Annotated in this window: 10 protein-coding genes; 4 read left to right on the top strand and 6 right to left on the bottom strand. The window is 43.8% G+C overall.

The window, feature by feature from the left end; translation table 11 throughout:
* Positions 1 to 523: 523 nt before the first annotated feature.
* The 4 genes from Y697_RS10750 to Y697_RS10735 all read right to left on the bottom strand — a co-directional run bounded on the left by Y697_RS10750 (position 524) and on the right by Y697_RS10735 (position 5,514).
* Positions 524 to 2,482 (bottom strand): beta-L-arabinofuranosidase domain-containing protein, encoded by a 1,959-nt coding sequence (locus Y697_RS10750; RefSeq protein WP_121551612.1) that lies wholly within the window; start codon positions 2,480 to 2,482, stop codon positions 524 to 526.
* A 32-nt stretch (positions 2,483 to 2,514) separates the two neighbouring features.
* Positions 2,515 to 3,336: a carbohydrate ABC transporter permease gene (locus Y697_RS10745; protein WP_121551611.1), complete on the bottom strand. Its 822-nt coding sequence runs from the start codon at positions 3,334 to 3,336 to the stop codon at positions 2,515 to 2,517.
* The gene (locus Y697_RS10740) at positions 3,329 to 4,204 is read right to left on the bottom strand and encodes a carbohydrate ABC transporter permease (protein ID WP_121551610.1); all 876 of its coding nucleotides are present in this window, start codon (positions 4,202 to 4,204) and stop codon (positions 3,329 to 3,331) included. Before Y697_RS10740 ends, Y697_RS10745 begins: the two co-directional genes overlap by 8 nt.
* Before the next feature lie 62 nt (positions 4,205 to 4,266).
* Positions 4,267 to 5,514, bottom strand: coding sequence for an ABC transporter substrate-binding protein (locus Y697_RS10735; RefSeq protein WP_121551609.1), 1,248 nt, complete (start codon positions 5,512 to 5,514; stop codon positions 4,267 to 4,269).
* Between the two features lie 250 nt (positions 5,515 to 5,764).
* Between Y697_RS10735 and Y697_RS10730 the strand changes: the two genes are divergently transcribed.
* Positions 5,765 to 6,757 (top strand): LacI family DNA-binding transcriptional regulator, encoded by a 993-nt coding sequence (locus Y697_RS10730; RefSeq protein ID WP_121551608.1) that lies wholly within the window; start codon positions 5,765 to 5,767, stop codon positions 6,755 to 6,757.
* Between the two features lie 225 nt (positions 6,758 to 6,982).
* On the opposite strand, the gene Y697_RS10725 is transcribed toward Y697_RS10730, so the two are convergent.
* Positions 6,983 to 7,705 (bottom strand): hypothetical protein, encoded by a 723-nt coding sequence (locus Y697_RS10725; protein WP_121551607.1) that lies wholly within the window; start codon positions 7,703 to 7,705, stop codon positions 6,983 to 6,985.
* Positions 7,706 to 8,202: 497 nt separating this feature from the next.
* Entirely contained in the window at positions 8,203 to 10,896 is a 2,694-nt protein-coding gene (locus tag Y697_RS10720; protein WP_121551606.1) for a hypothetical protein, read from the bottom strand.
* A gap of 460 nt (positions 10,897 to 11,356) precedes the next feature.
* Here Y697_RS10720 and gnd point away from each other — a divergent pair, with 460 nt between their 5' ends.
* Genes gnd through pgl form a run of 3 tightly spaced genes read left to right on the top strand, consistent with a single transcriptional unit; the run spans position 11,357 to position 14,529 of the window.
* Positions 11,357 to 12,292, top strand: coding sequence for a phosphogluconate dehydrogenase (NAD(+)-dependent, decarboxylating) (gene gnd, locus Y697_RS10715; RefSeq protein ID WP_121551605.1), 936 nt, complete (start codon positions 11,357 to 11,359; stop codon positions 12,290 to 12,292).
* Complete coding sequence (gene zwf / locus Y697_RS10710) at positions 12,279 to 13,772, top strand: glucose-6-phosphate dehydrogenase (RefSeq protein WP_121551604.1); 1,494 nt, start codon at positions 12,279 to 12,281, stop codon at positions 13,770 to 13,772. Before gnd ends, zwf begins: the two co-directional genes overlap by 14 nt.
* A complete protein-coding gene (gene pgl, locus Y697_RS10705) occupies positions 13,759 to 14,529 on the top strand; it encodes a 6-phosphogluconolactonase (protein WP_121551603.1) in 771 nt (256 codons plus the stop codon). The genes zwf and pgl overlap by 14 nt, the downstream gene beginning before the upstream one ends.
* Positions 14,530 to 14,791: the final 262 nt, after the last annotated feature.

The raw sequence follows: 14,791 nt of genomic DNA, 5'->3' as shown, positions 1-14,791 counted from the left end.
TGCTTAGATGGGTTAAACCTGCATAAGGAGGCAGATGCCAACTTATGAAGTGCTCCTATTAACCATGACAGCCAAATGCTGAGCTGACAACGCTAAAACTAAGTTGGCGCGTCTCTCCTAGCAGGTCTTGCAGATTGAGCTCAGAACAAAACTAAGCTCAAGTTCAATTATCTAGCTATGCGCCAAAAGAGAATCTATTAGGGAATTCAACGAAGTGAAAACACTGCAGACTTCAACGAATAGTCGATTTCTTGTCGACGCCACAACCACATACTATCAGACTTCTCTCTCTCAGCGGAGCAAAATCGACAGTCAAAGCTCATTTCCTCGTGCGACTAGAGGTGCCTTTGTGATCAGCCAAGCACATCGGTCAGTCTAGAACACAAAATCTACTGTGCCATATTGTCTCTTTGGATCTTGGAAAGCCATCCGAACAAGGGTTTCGGCCTTCACGTGCCTTGAGGAATAGACCCTTCACAAGTGGTTGTCTGAAACGATTTTGGAAGTGCTGCTATCATCGTTATTAGTCTCCTTCTTTCTTTGCTTCGAAGTAAGGAAACTGAGCTATTCTCAGTCGAGCCGCACCGTAAGGAATCAAACATACTTTCTCTAACGGTCCATCCGGTTTTACAGGACTTTCTGGGAGAGGCCCCGCCGAATTCCTTTCCATCGACCATTCTTCTACCTTAATTGCATCGGCTTCAATCAATACTGGAACTCGATTCTGATCAAAGGGCTGCTCGGACGATTTTTGTGTTTGCTTGACAAAAGAAAAGCTCTTTTCTGGGTTCTTGAGATCCACTTTCAAGGCGTAATTCCATGGGCTGGTTGTGTAAACCTCATATTCAGGAAACTCCCCATCTTTGTTCGTTGTGTTCCACTTTTCATCAAGTCTCAAAGCGAAAAGAAGAGGACCTTTCTCAACACTAAGTGAGTTTCTGAACCATTTTGAGGTTCTAACCCTAGACTGGAAGACCAACTCGACTAGATCTCCTTTGCTCCATGATCTTCTGATGGTCAGATATCCCCCAAAGACCTCTAGATCAAGTCTAGAGCCATTCAATTTTACTTCAGTTCTTGTAGCCCAGCCTGGAACCCTTAAATGAAGAGGTACTTCGAGATCAATGTCAGAATCGAATATAATCTCGATTTTGTCGTCAAAAGGATAATCAGTTACTTCTCTTATCAAAAGAGTCTGCCCAGATATGGACGTTTCTATGTTGCAGGGACCGTAAACCCCGAAAACCAACCCGCCGTCACTGCTCTTGTAACATAGATTCTTCACGAATTTGGGCCATCCTTGATGCATGTTCGCCGTACAACAACCAAAGTTCGGTTCAAGTCCGAATACATTTGAATCATCTAGATTGTTGTACCAATTGCGTTTGGCGTGACTGCACATTATCTGATTAGCTTGCTGATCGTATTGATGTGTGAGCAACTCTTTGTCAATTGTTGCGGGCAATGCGTTGTATGCAATCTTTTCGAGAATGTCAGCGAACTCGATATCATTGAAGACTCTGAAAAGCATCTCCAGCGAGAACATGTACTCGACTACTGCACACAACTCAGTTCCTTGGGAGGGATCATTTCCATTTAAGTGTTCGTCACCTGTTATCATTCCGTTTGATGTCCCGTGGTAAGTAGTCAGTTTTTCTATACCTTCTTTAACTATCCTTAACTGATTTTCGTCTCCATAAAGCAGATACCTTAAGGCTGGATACTTGATACCCATCACGACATTCACGACATGAGTTTCCTGAAACAGCTTAGAATATATACTGCTATTCTTTTTCTCCTCGTATTCGTAAAGCCCTTCGAGTCCCTTTCCGCTGGTAGCTTTCATGAATTCTTCCCAGTCCAGATACTCTCCGGTCGGCCTTGTGTACTTGAATTCTTCAAAATAATCGGACCAGTTCATTGACTTTTCAAAAAACCTCTTGGCAAGATCTAATAGGAAGTCATCTCCAGTGATACCATGAAGCCAGAGTATCACATAAATATTTTCCGCACTTCTGGTGTTTTCCCAAATTGCGAATTCTCTAGAATCTATGTTTCGAAGTTGATACTTGAAATACCTGGTCAAAAAACTAACCACACGTTGATCCTTAGTGTATTCAAAGTAGTTCTTTATCACTTTGAGCATGACCATTCTTGGCCACCAATCATCATTGTCTCTTGGTCCGAAGAAACCCTCCTCGTTCTGGCTTCCCAGAGCCCAGGTTATCCATTTTTCAGCCTTTATCTTAAGCCCTGCATCTTCAAGTAGATAGGCCAAAGGAATTAGACCATCACAGTAATAGGGCCCTCTCTCCCAGTTTTCGCCGCTTCCCCCAAGCCAACCGCTATCAGGACCGACATCTTTCCAGACCTCTTCCAGTCTTCCCGTCAGGCCTTTTGCCTGAATTCTGAGTTGCCTTTCCAGCCATCCGGCAGGCTTTACCTCACCTAGAGGTAGCTCCTTGAATTTCGTATCTATCATTGTTTCACTTCCTTTGTATTCATCAAGCTTTTCTATTCTTTGTTAGTCCCTGCCGTCATTCCTTCCACATAGTATTTTTGCAAGAGAAGAAACACAAGAATACTGGGAATGATGCTGAATGTTGCACCAGCATTGATAAGCCCCCAATCGCGTGTAAATCTAGTTGTCGCGAACAGAGTAATCCCTACCTGTATGTTTCTTACATCATTTGAACTGGTGAAGTTCAGAGCAAGGATAAAGTCGTTCCAGGTCATCAAGAATACATAGACTATTACAGTTGCAATTGCAGGTAATGCGAGCGGCAAGTGGACCCCAAATAGAATTCGTATTTCCGAAGCTCCATCTATAAGAGCACTTTCCCTAAGGGTATTGGGCAATGAAGAAAAATAATTCTTCATCATAAAAATGCAGAAAGGCATAGCATAAGTTGTATAGATTAGTGAAACACCAAACAACGAGTCCAGAAGCCCCATTGCATTCATCAGATTATACAAGGGAATCAAAAGAGACTGATATGGAACCATCATAATTGACAGTATTACCAGAAAGATTATATTGCTGCCTTTGAAAGGGAGCTTGCTTAACGAATAGCCTCCCATTATGCTCAGTATCAAGACCATTCCTATACTTAGTCCGCAAAGTATGAACGTATTTATGACATATCTTGTGAATATGGAATCTCCGGCTGTAAAGAGCTTCGTAAACTGTGCTAGAGTTGGTTGTTTCGCAACTAGACTTGGTGGATACGACAAAACCTCACTGGAGGGCTTGAACGAAGTTATTGCAGCCCAGTAAATCGGTATTATGAAAACTATCGAGATTATAATCAATGTGATGAAGAGTTTCTTACTCATTTTGGAATCCGCCTGCCTTCAACTGCAAATAGCTGATAAGAAGTAGAATTCCCAAAAATATCACCGATATTGCCGACCCAAATCCAATATCATAGAATTCGAATCCGATTTTGTTAATGTACATTACAATGGTCTCGGTGGTCTTCAGTGGGCCTCCTTTTGTCATTATGTAAAAGTGATCGAAGGCTTTGAAAGAACCTGCCAGTGAAAGAATCAAAGCGAGTACCAGTGTAGGGCGAAGAAGGGGGAGCGTTATGTACCTGAAAACTTGCGATTTCCTAGCCCCATCGATCGAAGCTGCCTCATAAATCTGAGGTGAAATTCCCTGTAAGCCCGCTATGACAATTATCATTGTGAATCCAAGAGTCTTCCATGCGACCATTATGGAAACCATAATTCGGGATAACCACGTCTGCCCGAGCCAGTTGATTGGTTGGCCTATCATGTTGAGAGATATCAGAATGTAATTAAGTACTCCGTAAGAGTCGTTGTATATCCATTGCCATATATAACTAGCAGCTACAAAGGAAATAGCGTATGGTACAAAAAAGATAGTTCTGAAAATCTTTGTTGAGCGTGAAGTCTTCTTCAAAGCATTGGCCAGCATGACTGCAGGAACAAAAATCATTGGGGTAACAATTATTGCGTAGATTACGGTGTTCCAAAGAGTTTTCCAGAACTCATCATCTGCGAGTGCCTTCTTATAGTTTGACAAACCGACAAAACTCGATCCCCCCATTATCTTCCATTCCTGGAATGACATCAACACTACTTTAATCAAGGGATAGATGAAAAATATGCTAATCATCACTATAACTGGTAGAAGGAATAGAAATCCATACAATCCCTTCCTTGTCTTCTGTTTCATTGGCGGTTCCTCCTAAAAAAATCGGGATGGCGTTTTAACCATCCCGATGAGGGAAGAATTATTTATTCTGCAAGTATCTTTTCAATTTCCTTTGCGCATTCTCTTATTGCTGTTTCTGCATCCATCTGTCCCAGGAAAACGCTCTCAAAGTAATAGCCAACTGGATCGTAGATTTCATTGTACTTAACAGAGTATGGAGTCTGCGCTATACCAAGTACATCCGCGAAACGCAGCATCTGGGGGATGTCCTTGTAGTATTCGTTATCATAAAGGCTAGGTCTCGCAACTAGCTGTAGACTTGGAGCGAACGCACCAACCTGCGCTTCTTCAGAGAACGCGAATTCCATGAATTCCTTTGCCGCTTCAACGTTCTTGCTCTGTGAGGTTATTCCTAGAAGACTCCCGCCACCGAATGAAGCGAATTCGCCTCTGTTCTTAGGGATCATAGCTACTCCGAATTCCATATCAGGTGCATCCTGTAGTAGAGATGTTATGTTGAAGTTGCCGCCTAGGAACATGGCAAGTTTCCCTGAAACGAAAGCATTGTATCTGTCACCCGAACCATACTGAACAGAGGAAACAGGAGCAATCTTGTACTTATGAACAAGATCTGCCCAGAACTGTAGAGCCTGAACTGTCTCATAAGAATCTAGCGCTACGTTGCCTTCATCGTCAAACATTCTGCCACCGTTTCCCCAGACAAAGGGCATGAACCAGAACATATAGGCGCCAGCGCCACCACCTGTAAGGTTGAATCCCCACTGATCAATGATTCCGTCTCCATCTTTGTCAACGGTAAGTTTCTGGCCCATTTCGACAAGTTCATACCACGTTTGCGGTGGCTGTTCGGGATCCAGACCTGCCTCTTCAAAAAGATCCTTGTTCCAAAGCATTGTTGATAAGTCAATCTGATAAGGGAGTCCGTAAATCTTATCATCTTTCATTCCAATTTCTAGCATTCCTTTGGTTAGTTCATCAAAGAAAGGTAGTTCTTTAGCCCATTCCGTGATATCAGTGAATGCGCCGATTGAAATGAAGAAAGGAAACTGAACAAGGTCCATTCCGTAAAGGTCCGGAGCAATTCCAGCAGAGAGGGCCGCCATGAACTTTGGAACCATTTGGTCGTAAGGTATCAGCTCAAGCTTCACTTCGATATCCTTTCCTTCTGCCTTCATTTTTTCGTTGAACATCTTAACTATGTCTTCCGTTGCTGCGAGCTGGTCCCACAGGACGAGTGTCGTTTTTGCCATTAGGATGCCCGAAAAAGCAAGCGTCACCACTAGGATCAACACCAGTAGTTTTCTTGACATAATGAAACCTCCTTTTTGGGTTTTCAGTTGCCGCTCTGTTCAAAATGCTATCACTTGAGAACGTTCCCGGGTGCGTTACCACCCTGATTCTATCATAGTTTTCGTTTCAATCAAAACCAGCCATAACTAGTCTCATCGAGTGAGACGCCGTCTGTCTCGATAACCACACTGTTTCTTGCTTAGTGTGATCTTTCCACACCGGGAAACTCTGATAGAATAATGATACTTGGTGCAGTAACGAGGTGATACTTTGAAGAAGAACTACGCTACCATCAAAATGATTGCTGAAGATCTTAATCTCTCCACTTCCACAGTCTCGAGGGTAATCAACAAGCATCCAGATGTTTCTCAAGAGACTAGAAGGAGAGTGCTTAAGAAGATTGAGGAGTTAGGCTATGTAAGAAACGCCACAGCTACGCTTATGCGTAACAATGTAAGCACGACAATTGGAGTGATCTTCGAGGCAGAGTACGATCCATTCTTTTCCGAGATCTTGCAGGGAATAGAGAAGGGTATATCAAAATACAACTATAGAATGATTTTGATCAACACTAAATTGAGATCTGAAGAAGCTAAAAGTGCAGTACACATGCTTTTAGAGCATCGAGTTGGAGGGATAATAATCGTCCCAAGCAATCCTGAGATCTCTTATGCTAAAGATTTAGTCAAGCGTCAGTTTCCGCTTGTAGTAATCGGTAGAGATTACAAAGAACTTGGTGTAGATGAGGTTTTTACAGACGACTATCATGGCGGTGAGCTTGCTGGAGAGTATTTGGTGTCTCGTGGAGCAACTCGTCTTCTGATGATCAATTCCAGAGATTCCGGTTCTGCTTCCAGTGAGAGGGAAAAGGGTTTTGTAAAGATTGCCGAGGATAAGAAGGTTTACTATGAAGTAATAAATGATCGTATTACTGATTACGATAATACTTTCAAGATAGTTAGGTCTATCTTTTTAGAGTCAATTCCTTTCAATGGTATCTTCTGTTTCAATGACACTCGAGCCTTCGCAGCAATAAATGCTCTAAGGAGCATAGATGAGTCGTTGCTTAGAAGGATATCTGTAATTGGTTACGATGACATTATCTTTTCCTCTATTTTCTCTCCAAAACTGACATCAATCAGGATAGACAAAGACATGGAAGGATTCGAGGCTGTGAAGTTGTTGGATCAAAGGATCAGAGGAGTAAGAAAGTCAGTGAAAAGAGAGGTACTGAATGTATCTTTAATCATTAGAGAAACTTAGTTTCTTCATATGCCGCTTGTCTTGCTGGTTCTATGAAGAAATGTAGCTTCTCTCTTCTCGAATACGCAATTTCTGGATACAGATGCATTGATTCTTTCAGAGAAATCGGAATCATTAAGTAATCAAGACATAAGAATACTACTATCTTCGACATTGGGGACATCAAAATGAACAGCCGGAGATATTTACAGTCTCCGGCCGGAAAGGCTTGCTTTGTTAAAGTTATTACTGGCCGAGCATCTTCTCCATTACTTCCAGCGCTTCATCAGATAGAAGCACCATTGCCAGTCTTTGAGCATTGAAGTTGTTTTGCACAGGTCTCTCAACTATGCCGGGTCTGCTGGCATTGAGCCTGTCTGACATCTTCTCTTTCAAGACTTTCATTCTTTCGTCAACATCGATATTCTTGAGGCGTTCCTGAGCTTCAGGAGGGAGATTTCTGAACTGCTGTCTAAGCTGTTCCTCAATCTCCGGAAGTCTTTCTTCGATTCTCTCTCTAATGGGTGCATTTTTCTCATAAACTTCAGAACGATTGGCTACCGGCCTTTCACTGAAGTATTCAGCGAGATTCTCGGCCTGTTCGACTGTGATAATCGATTTCAGACCGTTAAGATAATTCTCGACTATCGACTGCATTCTTGTCCTGGTTGGATCCATTTCCGGAAGAGCCGCTTCTTCGCCTGAGATTGCTTTTTCCAGAGTTTCTTCAAAAGTATTCGTAACTCTTTCCTTTAGAGCTTCGAGTTCCTCGCGGGTGGACTTTGCAAGATCATACACTTGGCCTAGCTGTTCAGGAGAGAGGTTGGCTGCATTTATTGCGTTTGCAATCTGGATTTGTAGACGTAGTTCCAAAATCTCCCCATCCATTTCACTTCTTAAACCAGGAAAAGCTGTGGCTACTACTCCAAGAATCAGCATTAGGATCGAGAGAACTGCTATCTTCTTCATTCTTGTCACCTCCATATGAGACTAAGACTATTATAAGAGCCTGTAAGTGGAAGGAATGTGAAATAGTTTACTGCTCTTATTCCTTATTCGAGATTAGCTTTCTTATTACTATTGCAGAGAATATACAGTACCAGGATAAAGATTAATCTTCGATTTGAAAGCTTCTGATCAAGCCTACTTATATTGATCATTTCGAACAGTTTAAACCCCGAAGAACTTGATGATCCTAATTTTCAGTCCATAGAATGCGTGCTTAAGTGGTAATGCTCCTGGCAAGTAATGATTTAGATTTCTCCTGCAAATCCCTGGAACTGAAGATAACTGGCTAAAATCGAATACAAAAGAGGAGTCTTTGCTGCAAGACTGAGAAACTTCACCAAAGAAAATCACACGAACCTTCCGAACTGATACCATTAATAATGATTTCTCGGAAGGTTCGTGCGACTTTGTCTTATCTATTGCCGATTGCTTCTGCTACGATCGAAATGAACCGGAACTCATCTGTAAATAATCCACCAGTTGGCCATTTGATACTTGTCGGTATCGTTTACAGTCCCACAGTTGTAGGAAGAGGTGGAGCTTGTATAAACCTGATGATACGAAACGTACTTGCCACTTGAAGCGTGCCTTAGCCTTACTATCTCACCATAGTACAATTTGTCCGTTCCAAATAGAATCCCCAGAACGTTAATTCCTGCGGGCTCTATGAACAGGTCCCACTGAGCTGTGTCATGGTTCAAATAAAGACAGTACGTCGAACTTGGATATTTGTACTTGTCGTCCTTAGTGTCTCTTGTATAGTATTTTGAAAGGTTATATGGAGCCAGGCACATATCGCTTAACTGAGTAGTGGCTCTCAACCAGACCGCATGATCTTTTGTAACGGGCCCCGTCGACCACCCCCAAGTATCTCCAGTTCCTTTGTCACCTTTGTTCGTCAATATCAACCACGAACTGTATCTCCCCGAGGTCATCCTGTCGGTGCTGTTGACCTTCACAAGATCGACTCCATAACTATCCCATGTAGGAATGAATAGAATCCAGGTCTTCTGCCAGTACGCTTCGTCATCGATTCTCATGTACCTGTTGAGTGCGAAATTCAGGACACCTATGTGGTCTGGATCTGTCGGGTCGGTGCTTCTTCCGTATATGATCTCTCTCTGCAAATTGCTGACTCTCAATGAGGGAGCGTATGCCGATATTGCTAGAGATTGAACGTGTAAGGTCTCCGAACCGATGTTCAAAGCATATTTTGTCTCATCCAGGTACTCCTCTGCAATGAACAGGTTGTTGCACATATTCTTTTGAGTATTCTCGAGAAGGGTTATTGAGTAAGGCGTCTGAACCACATTGCTGTTAGTGCTCCTTGAAATCGTATATTTGCCTTCCGACAGGTTTTCAAATACGTATCTTCTCATCACTACATTCGGTTCGACGGTAAGTTCCGTATCTTGATAAGTAAAACCTAGAAATCTGTATGTGCCGAGTGGATCGCTCGCCTCTATTGCCTCGTCGATACCGGTGAGTTGAATGTCCTGTTTGTCGAGAGTAAGTTTTACGCCGGAAGCCGAGTTCTTGAATATGTCGTACACCGGGAGCAACATTCCAAGTGTTTTCTGGAAACCTGGCAATATTGGAGAGAATCCCATGGGTTCGGTATTCCAGAAGACTCTCACAACTATTCCAGAGTCAAGCCCCATGGCTTTTAGCGCGGCATTGTCTGCCTGGTTGTAGAACCAGGCCTTGTCTGCATCGTATGCAGGGTTCATCATAAGGCTTTCTCCGCCAATAACGTAAGTCACGAATGTTTCGAGCCAGTACCAGAAGACCTCAACTTCTTCTGCGATGTACGAATTATAGTTGTTTAGATGAAGTTGGGCAAGACTGCTTCCCAGTTTGTGCTCATATTCAACCAGAAGGTTCAGAGCAAGAAGCTGTCTAGTTGTCAAAGCCTGGAAGAGGCTGACATAAGCTTGAACGTACTCAATGAACATAGGTGAATCGGCCGGACATCGCTGCGAAAAACCAAGATCGCTCTCCGTTTCGCCGTCTATTAGTTTCGCGGCCCTCACTGCGTTCATTGCGTTTTTAATGTAAATCTCGAAGAGCGACATGTAGCTCGTATCCGCAGTCCCTCCGACGATGACTTTCTTGATATTCAGCATTACCTGATCGAGTGAGCTGTTCTGAATATCGTACATCAGTTCCTGGATGGCGACATCTGTGGTAGTCGTTGCATCGAGAGTCGTAATGAACAGCAACTTCCCTGTGCAGGTCTCTATGGGAGTGAAGTAGTTCTGATCTACCATTCTCACATACGAGTCGTAATACTGCTGATCAAGCTTTGTGAGGATACTTTGGATCTCCGAGTCAATGGTATCGAGTTTTGCCGATATCACGTCAAGCTTTGCATTTATTTCCTCGACCTGATTGAGGATTTCGCTTATCATCTCTGAGGTTTCATCGCCCAGTCCGAACAAGCTCTTCATAACCCAGGATATTGCGCTTACAGCGACCTTAGAGATTATTCCAGTGGTAGTGCCCTTCAGGAGATCTTTCGCAAGGGTGGAAATATCTATGTCTAATGTGGCACCTACACCGAAATTGTATACAGCCCCTCCGGCGATTGCCTCGACGATAACTTCGATGAAGTCCCTGTATACTCCGCCAAAATTGTCCCGTACGAAATCCGAGAGCCTTTTCATAGAAAAATACGAGGTTTCAAATTCCGGGTAAAGCTGGCTTAGCACATTTACCTCGGGGGGTACGTTCAAGGCCTCTCGGACCTCACTTATGGCTTCCGAATAGCTGATTTGCTCCTTGAACATATAGGCAGCAAAAACCGAGGTAACGGGATTTACGAGTATTTGTTCCGAATGGAAGGACTCTTCGACAACAGATGCGAGTGCATCACTCCTCTCCTGTTCTTCAGGGATATCGAAGGAAGCCAGCAGTATTACCGGGAACTTGAAACCATTTGTTATGGGTATCGAGAACCTCCCGTAATTGTCGGTGAGAAACTCCCCTTCTATAACCTGATTTCCATCAAGGTCAAAGACTTTTACTGAAGCGTTTTCAATGTACTCGTCCGTGAAAACGGACCCTTTTATTTCGTTTGTCCGAAATAAACCAACACAACCTGTGATCAAGATTAGAATTACCAGAAGAACCGAGAAAGAGTACTTCCTCATTTCAATCGCCCCCAAATACCCTGATTGGTAAATCAGCTTAAAAATGAGTCACAGCGTATCTAGAGAGTTTGTCACATCAACAAAAGTTGATTTATCGAATTATTATACAAGAGACAGAAGCAAAATCAGTCATTTGTATACACTGTGAAAATCAGAACTTTAAGGGGCGGTATGAAAGTTTTCTTACTGGGAATTATTCAAGACCCAAAGACTCAAAGCTAATTCGGATTTGGTTCTTGAAGATGGCTAGTTGAATAGTAATAAAAGCACTGCCGAACGAGGGAGGGATGAGTCATCCTCGATTGATACAATAGGACTATGAGCAACTCGTCCTTTTCGGAAATTTGTGAGCCGGATTTTGGATCTATTTGGTTGTAACGCCTTAAACAACTCGACTCTGCTGTCGGAAGATCCGGAGAAATTTTCTGAGAGTCAGAGTTCTTGAGAAGGAGATACTTCTATGGAGATTGGGATAGTGGGACTTGGCAAAATGGGAGGCAATATCGCCAGAAAACTCGTCGCTGGCGGGCATACTGTCACCGGATATAATCTCAATTCTGAAATTACAAAGATTCTGGCTGAAGAGATAGGGCTTTGCCCGGCCTTTTCTTTGGAAGAGCTTGTGAGGAAGTTGTCGCCGGTTCGTATTCTGTGGTTGATGATTCCTGCAGGCGCTCCAATTGAAACAACAATAAATGCTCTTAAAGACTTGCTAGATTCTGGAGATATCGTCATTGACGGAGGCAACAGTAATTACAAAGACTCAATTAGCCGATCGGAGAGACTTTCGGAAAGAGGAATCAACTTCGTAGATGTCGGCACAAGCGGGGGAATTTGGGGATTGACAGAAGGTTACAGCATGATGATTGGAGGAGAGAAAGAGATCATAGATAACCTCGCGCCAATATTCACAACACTTTCGCATGAACAAGAAAAAGGGTGGGGAAGAGTCGGCCAAGCGGGGGCCGGCCACTTTGCAAAGATGATTCACAACGGAATAGAGTACGGGTTGATGCAAGCATATGCGGAAGGATTTGAGATTCTTAGAGCGAAGAAGGAGTTTGATTTCGATTTGAAGGAAGTGACCGATATATGGCTTCACGGAAGCGTGATCAGGTCATGGCTTCTGGAGTTGATTAGCGATATACTAGCTGGTGATGAGGATCTCCGCAACATAGAGCCGTGGGTTGCAGATTCTGGAGAAGGACGTTGGGCAGTTGTTGAGGCAATGGATCTCGACGTGCCCGCCCCGGTAATCACATTGTCACTGCAGAAGCGTATTGAGAGCCGCGTTGAAGAGAATTATTCGGCAAAACTCCTTGCAGCCATAAGAAACAGGTTTGGCGGCCATGAAATAAAACATACAGGACTGGCGAGTAGATATGGCGAAGATTGAGAATTCAATAATGATTGTATTCGGCGCTTCCGGTGATCTGACTCAACGCAAGCTGATTCCAGCCGTCCATTCTCTTGGATGTGAAGGCTTGCTGCCTGAAAGATTCCACATAATAGGTATCTCCAGAAGCGAGTTATCTGACAATGCTTTTCGAAATAGGCTTTTTTCAGGTGTAAAGGAATACTCGCGATCGGATCCAAAGGTATGCAGTCTCTGGGAGGGATTCGGAGAGAGCGTAGAGTACTTACGCGGAGAGTACGATAAACAGGAGACCTACGATGCCCTTAATAAGAGAATACAGGACATCGAGAGTAATGACCGGAAGAATTACAACCTTCTCCTCTATTTTGCCATTCCCCCTGATGTTCACGAGACTATTCTGAAGCATCTAAACAGATCGGGTCTCGTCGGTTCCGAGGGGAGAAAGGTTCATATCGTCATAGAAAAGCCGTTCGGTAGAGATCTCCAGAGCGCTAGAGAGTTGAACAGGCTTGTTCACGAATCCTTTGGAGAAGATCAAATCTTCAGAATAGACCACTTTCTTGGAAAGGAAACTGTACAGAACATTCTCGCCTTTCGCTTCGCCAACTCGATATTTGAACCGTTATGGAATCGTCAGTTTGTTGATCATATACAGATAACTGTAGCCGAAGAGGTTGGACTGGAGCATAGGGCCGGATACTATGATCACTCCGGCGTATTGAGAGATATGTTTCAAAACCATATGCTTCAACTCTTGACTTTGATTGCGATGGAACCCCCCGCTGTGTTCGAGGCGGACGCTCTGAGGGATGAGAAGGTCAAGGTATTGAGAGCACTGAATAAATGTTCAGATGTTGTTCTTGGGCAATATAAGGGTTATCTTGAAGAAGAAGGAGTTGCGGAAAAATCAAAAACGCCGACTTTTGCTGCGCTAAAGATGTTTGTGGACAATTGGAGATGGAAGGGCGTGCCCTTCTATCTAAGATCTGGGAAGAATATGAAGAAAAAGGTTTCGGAGATATCCATTAATTTTAAGAGCGTGCCCCATCAGTTGTTCGGGCAGTCAAATGGCGGTAGCAGTTTGAGGCCAAATGTATTGTCGCTTTGCATTCAGCCGGACGAAGGAATAAAACTTCTCTTCGAAGCCAAAATCCCGGGCGGCCCAATGAAGACGAAGACTGTAGAAATGGATTTCAGCTTTTCTAGTGGCTTTGGGAAGAAAGAGCTTCCAGACCCTTACGAAAGGCTCCTCCTGGATGTGATGAAAGGCGACGCGACCCTTTTTGCAAGATCTGACGAGATTGAGCTTGCATGGGGCATCATGGATCCGATCATCGCTAAACAGGAAAACTCCGAAGTCGCGATTCGCTCTTATGACACAGGTAGCTGGGGCCCGGAGGAGAGCAACAGTCTTCTTTCCAGAGATGGCAGAAGATGGATCACTGCCTGCTGCGAAGAAAGTGAGTTGTTAGAGGAGAAAGAAAATGGGGTCGAATAGAACTCTCAAGGTATTCGATGATCCTGAGAAGCTGGCGTTTGGCGCTGCAAGATACATTGCCGGACTTCTAGACGAAGGGCACAGCAGCGAGGATAAGTTCTCAATGGCTCTTTCGGGAGGTTCAACTCCTACAAGACTTTACGAAATCCTCTCTGAAGAGCCTTTCAAAAGCACTGTAAATTGGGTAAGAGTCGAGTTCTTCTGGGTGGATGAGAGATGCGTTCCTCCGAGCGAAAAGGAAAGCAATTATTGGCTAGTAAATGAGCTCTTGCTGAGAAAAATATGCATTCCCAACGAGAACATCCATAGGATCAGGGGTGAGCTTTCTCAAGAAGAGGCCGTATCCGATTATAGAAGTGAACTGATAAGCTACTTCAGAGGGTGTGACGTAAGTTTCGATCTTGTGATACTTGGGTTTGGAGAGGATGGGCATACCGGGGCCCTCTTTCCGGGGTCGAAGGAAATCAGCGATGTCCGTTCCCTTGTTCTGCCCACTGAAGGAACTTATGAAGACAGACCTTCAAAAAGGATTACTCTCGGTCTTCGAGCTCTTAACCAGTCCAGGAATGTTATCGTTTTGGGCACGGGAGTCTCGAAGGCTGATATTGTCAAGAAGGTCTTTCTTGACAAGGATTCCGAACTGCCGGTCTCGAAGATTTCTCCCGAGAAAGGCAGATTAATCTGGCTACTGGATAAAGACGCAGCCCGATGTCTGCCGGATAGATTTCTCTCTCAATCTTCATGTTGGAGTTTGTAGTCGTTTTCAGGTCTTTTAGATCTCCCGACGTGTCGAACTCGAAGAAAGCCTTCTTCGAGGAGAAACAAGACAGGAAGTATATTTCTCCTTCACTTTAGCTAAGAAACTCTTTGTACCCCTTTGCCAGATCCGCAACCATTCCTTCGGCAAATTTCCACATAAACGCCGGTTCTTAAGTTAGGCGAGCCGGGTTTCCCCTTACCTTATCCAGTATCAGCTCTGAGAAAAGTATTGTTGATTCGATTCCAATTTCTCCATGGAT

This window comes from Mesotoga sp. BH458_6_3_2_1, assembly GCF_003664995.1.
In the GTDB taxonomy this organism is placed as follows: Bacteria; Thermotogota; Thermotogae; order Petrotogales; family Kosmotogaceae; genus Mesotoga.
Note: the sequence above shows the minus strand (reverse complement) of the source record. Positions and strands in the feature narration are given on the sequence as shown.